Genomic DNA, 12,887 nt, shown 5'->3' with positions numbered 1-12,887 from the left:
TCATACCGCCGTCCATCGCTGACCCCTGCGCGGTATAGGCTTGAAATGTCAAGAGCAGAAGAGAGCCGTGATCCGGCTACGGCTGTCAGGTCGACAAGTCCGGAGCGGGGAAGTGGTCATGTCAAGAATCCTGGGTTTCGCCAAGAAGGTCCCCATGCTTTGGGTGGTGCTGGTCTGCGGGCTGGTCATGGGCCTGCTCTGGCACCCCTATCGCCAGGCTGCCCAATGGCTGGTCGCCGTCCTGGTGGCCGTCTCGTTGGTGGATACCCTCAAGGGGATGATCGATGACGTGCGCCAGGGCCACGTGGGCGTGGACATCCTGGCCGTGGTCGCCATCCTCTCCACCCTCGCTGTGCAGCAGTACTGGGCCAGTTGGGCCGTGGTCCTCATGCTTTACTCAGGCGACGCCATCGAGCAGTACGCAGGGAACAAGGCGCAGAACAACCTGACCGTGCTGGTCCAGGCTGCACCCCAGGTGGCCCATGTGGTCCAGGCAGAGTTGCCAGAGGGGGAGCATGCCCTTCCCAAGGAGAGCGACTGGAGCACGGTGGATGTCGATAAGGTCCGTCTGAACGACCTCCTGGTGGTCAAGCCCGGCGAGACCGTGCCCGTTGATGGTGAGCTGATCAGCCCGACCGCCACCCTGGACATGTCCACCATCAACGGCGAGCCCATGCCCCGCAGACTCTACCAGGACGCCCAGGTCATGTCCGGAGCGGTCAACGGTTCGGGCACCTTCCTGATGCGGGCCCGGCAGCTGGCGCGGGACTCCCAGTACCAGCGAATCCTCAGCCTGGTGCGCTCCGCCCAGAACTCCCGGGCTGCAGTCGTCAGAACAGCCGACCTGATGGCGGTTCCCTTCACCGTGGTGGCCTTCATCATCGCCTGCGTGGCCTGGATCATCTCCGGCGTGCCGACCCGGTTCGCCCAGGTTTTGGTCCTGGCAACCCCCTGCCCTCTGCTGATTGCCGCCCCTGTGGCCTACATGGCCGGGACGGGAAGGCTGGCCAAGGCGGGGCTGCTGATCAAGACCCAGGATGTGATCGAGAATCTGGGCCGGGTCTCGCACATCTTTTTCGACAAAACCGGCACGTTGACCGTAAAACGTCCCCAGGTGTCCAAGATTGACCTGCCAGACGGCGGGAAGCAGAAGGTGGATACGGACCGGATTCTGGCCATGGCGGGTGCTGTGGAGTCCTACTCGGTCCACATCCTGGCCAATGGAATAGCCGAGGCCGGGGCCGCCGCACAGGAGCGACTGCGGGCACAGGGCAAGGGAGAGGCCCATCTGCATGCGCGGGAGGTTCAGGAGGACTCCGGCAACGGGGTACAGGGCCAGGTCGACGGCCACCAGGTCAAGGTGGGCAGGGCCCAGTTCGTGGCAGACGGGCATTCAAGTGATTTCTTCGGCCCCCTGGCGCCTGACGAGATGGCCTCCTACGTCTCCATTGACGGGGTCTTGGCCGCCAGGGTAGTCATGAAGGACGTGCCCAGGTCGGATGCCGCCCGGACCATTACCCAGCTGCGGGAGTTGGGCATCACCCGTCTCTCCATGGTCACCGGTGACAAGGAGGCCTCGGCCCGGATCATCGCCGACCAGGTGGGCATCACCGACGTGCATGCCGGTCTTTTCCCGGAGGACAAGGCCGATCTGATTGCCAAGGCCTCCAAGGAGGAGCCCAACCGGCAGCCCATCTGGGACATCTGGCTGTCCAAATTCCTTGGTGAGTCAGTAACCAAATCCATCACCCTGATGGTGGGGGACGGGGTCAACGATGCCCCGGTCCTGGCCGCGGCCGACGTGGGCATGGCCATCACCGACGGAACCACCACGGCCGCCTCCGAGTCCGCCCAGGCCGTGATCATGAATGACGACATCGCCTGCCTGCCCAGGTCAATCACCATTGCACGCAGGACCAAGCGGGTCATGCTCCAGGCGGTCATGCTGGGGCTGACCCTGGCCACGGTGGGCATGCTCTGTGCCGCCTTCGATCTGATTCCGGTGGTTGTCGGCGCCTTTACGCAAGAGGCCATCGACGTGGTTTCAATCCTCTGGGCCCTGACTGCGCTGATAGACCGGGACTGAGGCCTTTTCGCGACGCTTGGTGAAAGTCCCGGGGATGGAGCCCAATTTGCTCTGTTCCCGGCAGTCGCTTTGCGTTAGGCTGACAAGCATGAGCGATAATAATGTCAACGATTCCACCATGCCCGCACCGGCCCGCGGCGAGGAAGCCGACTCCCCCCTGCGCGTGGCCGTCATAGGCGCGGGGCCTGCAGGGGTCTACGCCTCTGACATCCTGCTGCGGCAACTTCGGGAGAAGGGCGCAGACCTGGGTCTGGGCGACAGGGCCCGAATCGATCTATTCGAGAAGCTGCCTGTTCCTTTCGGCCTGGTCCGTTACGGCGTGGCCCCGGACCATCCCAGCATCAAATACATAGCTGGTGCCTTGGAGAAGACCCTGGACAACCCAGAGATCCATCTCTATGCGGATGTGGAGTTCGGCAGGGACATCAACCTGGGTGACCTGCTTCAACGTTACGATGTGGTGCTCTTCGCCACCGGCGCCGTGGACGACCGCCCTCTGGAGATCGCCGGGCACGAACTTGATGGTGTTCATGGAGCCGCCCACTTCGTTGAATGGTATGACGGCTATCCCGACGCTGACCAGGACTGGCCTCTGGATGCCAAGCAGGTGGCAGTCATCGGAGGCGGGAACGTGGCCATGGATGTCTCCAGAATCCTGATGCGCAGGGCCGACGACCTGCTGGGCACGGACATCCCCGACAATGTCTACAAGGGGATTCAAGGCAACCAGGCCCGCGAACTGCACATGTTCATCCGTCGCGGGCCGGCCCAGGCCAAGTTCTCGGTCCAGGAGCTGCGTGAGCTGGAGAAGCTGCCCGGGGTGCAAATCGTCATCGACGAGGAGGACTTCGATCTGGATCAGGAGACCATCGATCGGGCCGGCGCCGACAAGCTGACCCGGCAGATGCTGGAGGAGCTCTTCACCATCAGGGAGATGGCCGAGGACATGGCTGAAGACGGTGGCGTCGACTTCGAAGGCAATCCCGCCGACCGCCGTTTCTATATGCACTTCTACCGGATGCCTGCCGCAATCATCGGCCAGGATGGTAAGGTCACCGGCATTCGCGTGGAGAAGACCAAGGTCACGCCCGAGGGCACCATGGAGGAGACCAGCCAGTACGAGGAGTATCCGGTACAGGCTGTCTACCATGCCATCGGCTACAAGCCTGCCGAGGTTCCCGGCATTCCTTACGACTTCTCCGGCTACACTCTTTCCAACGTCCACGGTCGCGTGACTACTGCTCCCGAAGGGCAGGATGGTCGACCTATCGACCGGCTCTACGCCACGGGCTGGGCCAAGCGGGGACCCGTGGGCCTGATCGGGTCCACCAAGTCCGATGCCCTGGAGACCATCGGCAACATGTTGGATGACCTGGCCGCCAGCCCGGACCATGGCCGCTTCGCCAGGGACCGTGACGACGATTCGATTGACCGCTTCCTGGCGGAGAAGGGCATCCAGCCCATCGACTTCGCCGGCTGGAAGCGGGTGGATGCCTATGAGCGTGCCGAGGGCGCCAAGGTCGGCCGTGAGCACATCAAGGTCATCGACCCCGACCAGCTCCGCCAGTTGGCCCACGGCGAGTAGGCGATTGCTCTTAGGTCGGCAGTTGCAGAGCCTGGATGAGGTTCATGAATCCTCACCCAGGCCCTGTTTTTAATCTGGACTACTGGGCGCTCGCAGCGGACGGATAGGCCTGGCGCAAGTATCATTGTTACTAGGAGCCCTCACGGAATCGAAGGAGCGTGACATGGCTAACCTGACTCTCTACCCGGCCACCCTCCAGTGGGCCGTCGAGGAGAGCGATGCCGATCCAGTGGCCCTGTCCCGGCGCAGGGGGCTTGGCCAGTTGCCGGATTGGCTGGAATCCAAGGAACCCGTGTCCGTATCCTTCAACAAGGTTGAGCAGCTCAGCAGGGCCCTGCATGTGCCTTTCGGCGCCTTGGTCAGGTCGGTCGTGCCCCGGCACCGCCTTGAGCCCCTGGTCCGGTACCGTACCGTAGGCAATACGTCTGTGCAGCCCAGCAAAAATCTGCAGGACACTATCGACCAGATGCGATTCAGACAGGAATGGGCCAGGGATGAATTGCTGGAATCCGGTTTGGACGCCAACCCGCTGGTCGGGTCGGTAGGGGATGCAGAGCAGGACGACGCCCTGGCTGATGCGCTTCGCTCCACCCTTGGACTGGATGGGCGCTCTGCCTGGGAGGGCGGCAATTCCAGCGACCGCTTCCGTCAGATCAAGGAACGGGCCTCTAATGCGGGCATTATGATCATGCTCAACTCCCAGGTGGGCTCCATGAGTTCTCGAAAGCTGGATCTTCAGGAATTCCGCGGGTTCGTGCTGATCGACGATATGGCTCCGCTGGTGTTCATCAACAGAAACGATTCCTTTGACGGCATGATTTTCACCTTGATTCACGAGGTGGGGCACGTATTGCTGGGCACTCAGGAGCTCTTCGACGGCATTGGCGGCCAAGGGGATCGCAAGGTCATGGAGCGCGCTATAAACCGGGCAGTGGTAAAGGCCGTGATCGACGATGAGCGCTTCCGGCAGGTGTGGCGAGAGCAGTTGGAAGAGGGACAAAAGCCTGCCGATGCCGCCGAGTCCATAGCTGATGACTTCCACCTGAGTGCCTTGGCTATGGGCATACAAGCCCATCAGTTCGGCTTGACTGGCGAGGATACGCTTGAGGAACTGCAGGCACGAATGAATCGGCATCTTCAGGACAAGGCAACTCGCCATCAGGATCGGGAACCCCATGGCAATGGCAACAGGACCAACGCATCCAGGGTCGACACCGGTTTCGTCCGCCTGGTCAATGCCGCCATGGACGGGGGCAGATTGGCCCCGACCGAGGGCTTCGACCTGGTGGGGGTGCGTTCTCCGCAGTCTTATCAGGGTTTGATTCGTGAAAAGAAGCTGATATGACCCCTACTCTCTACCTGCCCGATTCCAACGTCTTCATCGCCTCCTACCGGCTCAACCATCCTTTCGACTACAAGGAGTTCCACCCCTTCTGGCGATGGATGGAAAAGCTGACTGAGGACAGGGTGATTGCCATGGTGGATGTCGTCTACGACGAGCTGGTCAACGAGCAGGCTGCCGATCCCGATATGTTGGATCTTTGGGTGCGTGCAGTGTTCAAAGGCCGCCAAATAAGCCACAAGGACGACAGGTATGCGCAGGTATATGCGAAAATCCAGGATTATCTGGTCACCTGCGGGCAGTATACGGAAGGCTCGCGCCAATACTGGGAGTCAGAGGGCAAGGCGGATCCCTGGCTGATTGCCGTGGCCAAGGTCGAAGGGGCGGTCATTGTGACGGATGAGGCCCGAGTTCCGCTGCAACAGGGGCAGCACATGAAGAAAGAGCCCAAGATTCCCAACATCGCAGACCAGTTTGGGGTGAAGACCATGAATCTTCGGCGATTCTTCGATGCCAACGGGAGGTTGAAGAAGGCCCAATATGTTCCCAAGCCTCGTGACAAGAAGAGCGGAGATCCAATCGTATTGTTCTGAAATGGAGCGGGGACATCGCCAGCCTCATCTTTTCAGCGGTCGTTCAGCAAAAATTCAGCGGCACTGCCTACCATGGAATCCATGAATGGCAAGCTGAAGGTTCACGGACATTTCAACGGCCTGAAAACGACGCTTTTGTTCGCCCTCATGTGGGCCGTTATCATGCTCATCTGGTGGCTGACCGGCGGTCGCCAGGGGACGCTGGGCATCTATATCCTTATAGGCCTGGCCACCACTTTCGGGTCCTACTGGTTCTCCGACAAGGTGGCGATTGCCTCCATGCATGCCCGGCCGGTCAGCGAGCAGGAGGCCCCCGACCTCTACCGGATCGTCCGAGAACTGTCGGGGAGAGCCGGCAAGCCCATGCCCCGCATCTACATTGCCCCCACTGACTCGCCCAACGCTTTCGCTACAGGCCGCAACGAGCGCCATGCCGCCGTCTGCTGCACCCAGGGGATCCTGCGCATCCTCAACGAGCGTGAGATTCGCGGGGTGCTGGGCCACGAGCTTATGCATGTCTACAACCATGACATCCTGACCTCTGCCGTGGCTTCGGCCATGGCCACGGTCATCACCTACCTGGGTTACTCCCTCATGTATTTCGGCGGTGACAGCCGGGACAGGGATAGTGATTCCGGCGTCTTCGGCCTCCTGGGCGTGCTGATCAGCTCGATTCTGGCCCCTCTGGGTGCTTCCCTGATCCAGATGGCCATTTCGCGCACCCGTGAGTATGACGCCGACGAGGACGGCAGCCGGCTGACTGGGGATCCGGCGGCTCTGGCGTCGGCGCTGAACAAAATATCCTATGGGTCTCAGGCTGCGCCTATGCCGCAGACCGCCGGCACCCAGAGCGCCGCCGCCATGATGATCGAGAACCCCTTCTCGGTCAAAGGATTCAGCAGGCTCTTCTCCACTCATCCGCCCACCGATGAGCGCATCGCCCGCCTGATGCAGATGAGTCAGGAGATGGGGCAGACCCAGGTGAATTCCGGGCATGGAGCCCAGGTGGGGTACTGAGAGGTCGAGCAGTTTTGCGTCCCTGTCGATAGGAGATGATGCCTGGGATGACGGAGACCATCAATCTGGCCATCGTCGACGATCAGGAGCTGGTCAGAGCAGGACTGGTCTCGATACTGGCTGATGAGGACGATATCAACATTGTCGCGGATGCAGCCAGTGCCCGGGAGCTTCTGGAGCACCCTCGCCTGAGAGATGTCGATGTGGCCCTGGTTGACTGCCGTATGCCTGACATTGACGGGATTCGCCTCATCGACATCTTGCGTAAGAGAGGACTGAAAGCCCGATGCATCGCACTGACGGCATTCGACGAGGATGAGAACCTTGTGGGAAGCATCAAGGCTGGAGCATATGGGCACCTGCTCAAAGACGCCGATGCAGAGGAGATTATCGGCACCGTGCATAGGGTCTATAGGGGTGAACGCGTCCTCGGGACTGCAGAGTCGGGTAGGCTGATGGACCTCATCCGCAGGGAAGGCGAACCGTCGCAGCCTGTCAAAGCAGCGGGAGGAGTCGACGTAGCCGACGACTTCGATCGGACTGACCGTCAGATCATCGACATGATTGTGGCTGGTTTAACCAACAGGGAGATTGCCGATCATCTCTGCCTATCCCTGGGCACGGTCAGAAACCGCGTCAGTAGCATTTTCGACAAAACCGGCGTGCGCAATCGCACCGAGTTGGCCATGACCTCAAGGCGGTCATGAGCCCGTCAGAAACTGAGTCGTCTCAGGAGCGGAAACCAGGGTCCCTCCCATACGTGGGCCTGGTGGAGGTCGCTTCGTTCTGCTGCTCCTTCCTGTGGTCAAAATATGGCAATCCTCTCAACTTCTTCCTCTTCCAGACGGTCATGGTGTCGGCCTGGCTGGGTTATAGGCTGATTCGGCGACGTATTCCTGCCCTCATTTGTGGGGGCCTTCTCATCGCGGTTTGTCTGGCAGCCACTCTCTTCGACAATCCGCCGCAGATGTTTCTCACCACCATCGTGACCGTGGATGTTCTCTTCGCTTTTCCGGAGATCTGGACCTGGGTCGCAGTAGGAGGGGAAATAGGGGTCTACATTCTGCATATGGCATGGAGGGGAGAATGGCGACGGGACTCCTGGGGCGATACGGTCCTGAACCTGGCTCTGATCGTCTTCTTCGCGGTGGCTTTCCTCTTTTACGCACGGGCCAGCCGTCTGCTCATTGAAAAGAACCGGCAGCTCGCCAGGCAGTCGCTCACAATAGAGAGCCTGGCCCTAGCTAAGGAGCGGGCAGAGATGGCCTCGCAGATGCATGATTCGATTGGTCAGTACCTATCGGCCATGCACATGGAGCTTGAGGCGGCGCAAAGGACCCTGCACAAGGGTTCATCCATCGACCGGGCCCTCACCCATGTGATCAAGGCCGAAGACATCGATAAGAAGGCACTGGCTCAGGTACGTCAGCAGGCCAGGGCTTTGAACCCGGCTGCCTTTGGCGGGGAGCTGACCAAGGAGTCGATTGTCGGTCTGGCAGACTCTTTTGAATCCACAGGTCTGCATGTGACCGCTACGGTGAATGGGAGCCTGGAGGGCCTGTCATCGCAGAATAAGGTCCTTATCTACCGGGCCTTGCAGGAGACTTTGACCAACGTGGTCCGTCACGCCCATGCCTCCTCCGCCTCGATTGTTATTGATCTGGCACCGAGAACCCTTCGCCTGTGTGTGACGGACGACGGGGTGGGTCCTAGCAAAGGGTCTGGTCGGTTTGTGCCGGGCTTCGGCCTGTCCTCCCTTGAGCAGAGGGTAAAGGACTTGGGCGGCTTCTTGCAGGTAGGACCGGCAGAGACAGCGGAGTCTTCCCGAGGTACCCGGGTAATACTCTCCCTTCCATTGACCGCGGATTCTTGCAGGTAACTTCTGCGGTGCAGCGGACGCAGTGACATTTGTCCTCCTGATGGTGACATCTGTCGGTAGCATCTCCACTATCCGTCGATATAGCTTGGCCCTATGCAATGGGCAGCAATAGGCGGTGAAAGGAAAGGACCCGGAACGGAAGGGGCTGAGGGGCGGAGTATTAGGATCGGGTACATCCGCCTGGTGAATTCCTTGTGGAGGGGAAACCGCGGCCTGCAAATCCTGAACATCCTGGCTGGAGCCTGTCCCATGGCCTTGATTCTCCTGGTTCTTGAGGCTATGGTCCGGGGAGGAGAGGGTGCCGATTCGACCACTCCGGTAGTCATGGTAGCCATCTTTCTGACGTCTTCAGCTTCCGTTTCCAAGACCATCAGCGACCATGCCTTCACTGCTCAATGGGACAGGCTCATGCGCATCCGTCTGCTGGGCGCCTCCCCCTGTCGGCTCCTGGGCTCGATACTGGCCGTCCAAGGTCTCATGGCTGCCTTCTCAGGCCTCATTGGCGTGGCTCTGGGCGAGCTGATGAAGCCTCTGGCAAGGCCTGCCATGGCACGGCTGGACATGCTTTTGCCGGAGCATGGCATCCTGCCAAACCTCTCCTCCATTCTTATGACGGTCCTGCTTTCCGTTTTGTGCCAATGTCTGGGCGCCATATTGGCTGCAGTGAGGGTCATCCGAGCTCGGCCCGATTTGCAGTCCATGCCCCGCTCTTCCGGGAGACGGCACCGCGCCCTGTCTACTGCTGCCATGCTCCTGGTGGTCCTTGCGACTTGCATGATGATCTACCTAAAGGGGACTGGAGCGGCCGCCGGCGGTATGGGCATCTTTTTGATTCCTCTCTTGGCATGGGCCTTGATAAGAGTGGGCAGACCCCTATTGAACCGAGCAGCGGGGGTCATCATGGCGGGTTACCCAAAAGGTCCTGTGGTCACCTTGGCTTTGCGCAATCAGGAGACCACTAGGGCGGCCTCGCTCTTCACGATGGTGGTCGTCGCCACTGCAGTTGCCTGCGGACTTTTCGGCTTCTTGGGATACAGCGATGCCAATGCGCGCGCCTCTCTGACCACGGCTCTGGCAGGAGGGTCTGTGATCAGCCCGGTCGGCAGTGACCGAGGGGCCCTGGATCATTGGGCTGCCTATGTTCGGTCGCGCGATACCGATCCTCTTATTCTGGCTCCTGCCACCGTAGTGCCTATGGCAAAGGACGGTGCGGGATGCGACCGGCAAATACGCCGGGCCGCCTCCTGCTATCGTGGTGCCTCACGCCTTCAAATAGATGGCGATCTGAGTCGGATTTTTCCGTCGGCAGCCCTGCATCCTGCGCGGGATAGTACAGGATTGGACGGGCTCGATGGGGTGGTGGCTTCCAGTCCGGAGGTGGGTGCGGGTCTGTCCCTCGGCGCGCCGGTCTGTATTGATGATGGGAACGGACCAGCTCGACGGAGTCGGATTGCGGCTATAGCTGACCTGCCGGGTGGAATGGGTCAGTACTTCATCCCCTCGCATCTATCTACTTCTACCTCCCGAAATGCATGGAAGACCGGATATGAACGTTGGGGCGGGCGCACTCCCCTGGCTCTGGTTTCGTCACAGGTGGGTGGCCGGGAGGTGCCGACAGGGGTTGTTGACCAGACGGCTGAAGCATGGGTGGCGAATCTGCCGACTGGCAAGATCTATGCACAGACCGGAGGGGAGGGGATGAAGGAAATGGCCGTCATCGTCTACCCGGTCTTGGTCATATGTGCCGTGGGCGTCCTGTCGCTGATCTTCACCATGGTTGAGGAGAGGCGTAGGACCAGGGCCGTGGCCGTCCTTCTTGATTTGGGAGTCTGGCGGTACGGATGCAGTGGGACGTTAAGGTACCTGAGCGAAGTCTTGCCGGCCTTCCTGCTGGCCTGCGCCGGTTCGCTCCTGGCTGTCAACCTCTGCTCTCACCCGCAGTCAGTCGAACTCTATGGAGGTATCTCCTTTTACTGTCCCGCTGGGCAGCTGGGTCTGCTTCTGGCGGTGGTCCTGGCGATGGGGCTGGTGGCCCTGGTCGCCCACATGATTTCCTATGTTCGTCTGGTCTGTCAGGGATGAGCAAAGCAGCCTGTGGCGGACTGGAAATAAGTGAGAGCGCCATGAAATGAGACGGAGTCTTACATTCGGCGGTTGTGAGCGGATGTTTTGAAAATTGCGTGTAAGAAGGCTGGGCGTGAGAAGGAGGGATGTATGGAAACAGGACATGATGGATGGGATGCAAGAAAATCTCAGGTAACTGCCCAGGGTGTGGGCCCGGATGGTGGCGGTACGGTCTTGCGGGCCAGGTCCGTTTGCTACGACTACTCGGAAAATGGACGACGCAGGCATCGTCTGCTGGGAAAGTCGTATGACAGGAATGGGCCGGCACCTCAAATCGGGCCAGTCAATATAGAACTGCAAGATGGCTGTATTACGGCCCTGATTGGACCCTCGGGATGCGGGAAGTCCACTGTGCTCAAGCTGCTTGCCGGCATCCTGACCCCCTTGCGAGGTCAGATCTGGTATGAGCATCGGGATATTGCTCGGCAGCCGGATTTTCGCCGGGCAAGGCTTCGCAGGACCGAATTCGCCTTCATTTTTCAGGATTACATGCTGGTCGATTCTTTGACGGTCGCCGAGAATATCATCCTGCCGCGGTCCTTGAATGGTTCAGCCACCGATGATGGTGCTGTACGTCGGGCTCTGGCCTGTGTGGACCTGCCGACCGGTGTAATGAGGCGAAAGGTGGGTGAGCTGTCAGGAGGTCAACAGCAGCGGGTGGCCATCGCTCGGGCCATGATCATGGATGCGCAGGTTCTCTTCGCGGATGAGCCCACCGGCAATCTGGATCCCAGAGCCCGTGAGGACACCCTTGATGCCATCCAAGCAGCCATGAGTGCGGGACTCAAGGCCAGCCTTCTGGTTACTCATGATGCCAGGGTGGCTTCCAGGGCCGACAGAATTCTGTATATGCAGGATGGGAGGATTTGCGGTTCCTATCCCCATATGGATCCAGAGGATATAGAGCGGCTCCTTCTGTCCGGGTCGGAGTAGGAGGAGCCGCTGAGGTCGATTCAAAGCTGAATCCTGTGCCCGTTACAGACCACGGTTTTGATGGACCAGTCAGCCGGGTTCAGGAGGAGGAGGTCGGCCGCATAGCCGGGTGCCAGCAGACCCAGCGGAGCACCGGTGATCGGGTTGGAGCGGTCCAGTCCCAGGGCCCGGGCAGGTGTCAGCGTGGCGGCTTCCACGGCCTGGGGGGCTGGCAGGCCGATGGCCTGGATAGCTCTGCCGACTGCCACATCCAGGGTCAGGGTTGAGCCGGCGATGGCCCCGTTGGAGGTCAGACGGGCGTGGCCGCCCTTCACTGTTACATCCAGGGAACCCAGCTTGTAGGCGCCGTCCTCGCAGCCGGTGGCCTCCATGGCGTCGGTGACCAGGGCTATCCGATGGGGGAAGAGCCTGAAGGCCAGGTCGACGCAGGGGTCCTGCACATGGAAACCGTCGTTGATCAGCTCGGCCGTAACCCGGCGGTCCTCCACGGCGGCTGGAATGGGGCCCGGCTGACGGTGGTGGATGCCGTTCATGGCGTTGAAAACATGAGTGAGTATACGGGCGCCGGCATCGAATGCGCGGCGGGTCTGGTCATAGTCGGCATCGCAATGGCCAACCGCAGGCACCACACCGGACTCGGCCAGGCGGGATATGGCCTCGTAGCCATGGTCGCGCTCGGGGGCCAGGGTCACCTGGCGTATGCAACCGTCGGCAGCCTCCAGGAGACTGTCGAGAACCGCTGGCTCAGGATCGCGCAGGCACTTGGGATCGTGCGCGCCCTTACGGGAGAGTGCGATGAAGGGCCCTTCCAAGTGGGCGCCCAGCACGTCGGGTCTGGAGTCCATGACCCGCCTGACCGAGCGCAGGTTGGTGCACATCGTGTCGACCGGATTGGTGATCAGGCTGAGCACCTGTCTGGTGGTTCCATGGACCATATGGCAGGCCCTGGCTGTGCGAATGGCCTCGTCCCCGTCATCGAAGGAGTGAACCCAGCCGCCGTGGGAGTGGATGTCGATGAACCCGGGGGTGAGGATGAAGCCGGCTGCGTCGATGAACTCCACACCGTCCGCATTCACGTCCTGGGTATCAGGTCCAGACTGGGAGGAGGGTGGCAGGCTGGGTAGGCCGGCGGCCCTCAGGGCGGATTCCAGGCTCTCTCTACCTTGCCCGACCTGCTCAATCCTGCCGTCCAGGGCCAAAATCCAGCTGTTTTCCCTGATGCCTCGGGCATCTATCAGTCTTGCGCCGGTCAGGACAAGGGGATGGGCCGGTCCGTGGAGGGCTGACTCGACCGCGAGCCCCGCCGACTCGTATGCTTCCTTGGACAT

10 protein-coding genes are annotated in these 12,887 nt (G+C 60.7%); 9 read left to right on the top strand and 1 reads right to left on the bottom strand.

Features of this window, described 5'->3' with window-relative positions:
* Window positions 1–118: 118 nt before the first annotated feature.
* The 9 genes from H3T88_RS07120 (at window position 119) to H3T88_RS07080 (ending at window position 11,559) form a co-directional block, all read left to right on the top strand.
* The gene (locus H3T88_RS07120; protein ID WP_198204098.1) at window positions 119–2,086 is read left to right on the top strand and encodes a heavy metal translocating P-type ATPase; all 1,968 of its coding nucleotides are present in this window, start codon (window positions 119–121) and stop codon (window positions 2,084–2,086) included.
* Between the two features lie 118 nt (window positions 2,087–2,204).
* On the top strand, window positions 2,205–3,671 hold the full coding sequence (locus H3T88_RS07115) for an FAD-dependent oxidoreductase (protein ID WP_198204153.1): 1,467 nt from the start codon (window positions 2,205–2,207) through the stop codon (window positions 3,669–3,671).
* 163 nt (window positions 3,672–3,834) lie between these two features.
* On the top strand, window positions 3,835–5,016 hold the full coding sequence (locus H3T88_RS07110; RefSeq protein ID WP_198204097.1) for an ImmA/IrrE family metallo-endopeptidase: 1,182 nt from the start codon (window positions 3,835–3,837) through the stop codon (window positions 5,014–5,016).
* Complete coding sequence (locus H3T88_RS07105) at window positions 5,013–5,606, top strand: DUF4411 family protein (RefSeq protein WP_198204096.1); 594 nt, start codon at window positions 5,013–5,015, stop codon at window positions 5,604–5,606. The genes H3T88_RS07110 and H3T88_RS07105 overlap by 4 nt, the downstream gene beginning before the upstream one ends.
* An 81-nt stretch (window positions 5,607–5,687) precedes the next feature.
* Window positions 5,688–6,623, top strand: a complete 936-nt coding sequence (gene htpX / locus H3T88_RS07100; RefSeq protein ID WP_046322188.1) for a zinc metalloprotease HtpX — start codon at window positions 5,688–5,690, stop codon at window positions 6,621–6,623.
* A 47-nt stretch (window positions 6,624–6,670) separates the two neighbouring features.
* Window positions 6,671–7,330 carry a response regulator gene (locus tag H3T88_RS07095; protein WP_198204095.1) on the top strand — a complete coding sequence of 220 codons (660 nt, stop codon included), beginning with the start codon at window positions 6,671–6,673 and terminating at the stop codon, window positions 7,328–7,330.
* On the top strand, window positions 7,327–8,502 hold the full coding sequence (locus tag H3T88_RS07090) for a sensor histidine kinase (protein WP_198204094.1): 1,176 nt from the start codon (window positions 7,327–7,329) through the stop codon (window positions 8,500–8,502). The genes H3T88_RS07095 and H3T88_RS07090 overlap by 4 nt, the downstream gene beginning before the upstream one ends.
* Before the next feature lie 249 nt (window positions 8,503–8,751).
* Window positions 8,752–10,584 (top strand): hypothetical protein, encoded by a 1,833-nt coding sequence (locus tag H3T88_RS07085; protein WP_198204093.1) that lies wholly within the window; start codon window positions 8,752–8,754, stop codon window positions 10,582–10,584.
* Window positions 10,585–10,716: 132 nt separating this feature from the next.
* Window positions 10,717–11,559, top strand: coding sequence for an ABC transporter ATP-binding protein (locus H3T88_RS07080; RefSeq protein WP_198204092.1), 843 nt, complete (start codon window positions 10,717–10,719; stop codon window positions 11,557–11,559).
* A 20-nt stretch (window positions 11,560–11,579) separates the two neighbouring features.
* On the opposite strand, the gene nagA is transcribed toward H3T88_RS07080, so the two are convergent.
* Window positions 11,580–12,887 (bottom strand): N-acetylglucosamine-6-phosphate deacetylase, encoded by a 1,308-nt coding sequence (gene nagA, locus H3T88_RS07075; RefSeq protein WP_198204091.1) that lies wholly within the window; start codon window positions 12,885–12,887, stop codon window positions 11,580–11,582.

The sequence above is a fragment of the Bifidobacterium sp. W8110 genome, assembly GCF_016101375.1.
Lineage (GTDB): Bacteria > Actinomycetota > Actinomycetes > Actinomycetales > Bifidobacteriaceae > Bombiscardovia > Bombiscardovia asteroides.
Note: the sequence above shows the minus strand (reverse complement) of the source record. Positions and strands in the feature narration are given on the sequence as shown.

Bases quoted from the DNA above. Each gene is read 5' to 3' on its own strand.
- H3T88_RS07120 (WP_198204098.1), top strand. From the start codon at position 119: ATGTCAAGAATCCTGGGTTTCGCCAAGAAGGTCCCCATGCTTTGGGTG.
- H3T88_RS07080 (WP_198204092.1), top strand. From the start codon at position 10,717: ATGGAAACAGGACATGATGGATGGGATGCAAGAAAATCTCAGGTAACT.
- htpX (WP_046322188.1), top strand. From the start codon at position 5,688: ATGAATGGCAAGCTGAAGGTTCACGGACATTTCAACGGCCTGAAAACG.
- H3T88_RS07115 (WP_198204153.1), top strand. From the start codon at position 2,205: ATGCCCGCACCGGCCCGCGGCGAGGAAGCCGACTCCCCCCTGCGCGTG.
- nagA (WP_198204091.1), bottom strand. From the start codon at position 12,887: ATGTCCAAGGAAGCATACGAGTCGGCGGGGCTCGCGGTCGAGTCAGCC.
- H3T88_RS07105 (WP_198204096.1), top strand. From the start codon at position 5,013: ATGACCCCTACTCTCTACCTGCCCGATTCCAACGTCTTCATCGCCTCC.
- H3T88_RS07085 (WP_198204093.1), top strand. From the start codon at position 8,752: ATGGCCTTGATTCTCCTGGTTCTTGAGGCTATGGTCCGGGGAGGAGAG.
- H3T88_RS07090 (WP_198204094.1), top strand. From the start codon at position 7,327: ATGAGCCCGTCAGAAACTGAGTCGTCTCAGGAGCGGAAACCAGGGTCC.
- H3T88_RS07095 (WP_198204095.1), top strand. From the start codon at position 6,671: ATGACGGAGACCATCAATCTGGCCATCGTCGACGATCAGGAGCTGGTC.
- H3T88_RS07110 (WP_198204097.1), top strand. From the start codon at position 3,835: ATGGCTAACCTGACTCTCTACCCGGCCACCCTCCAGTGGGCCGTCGAG.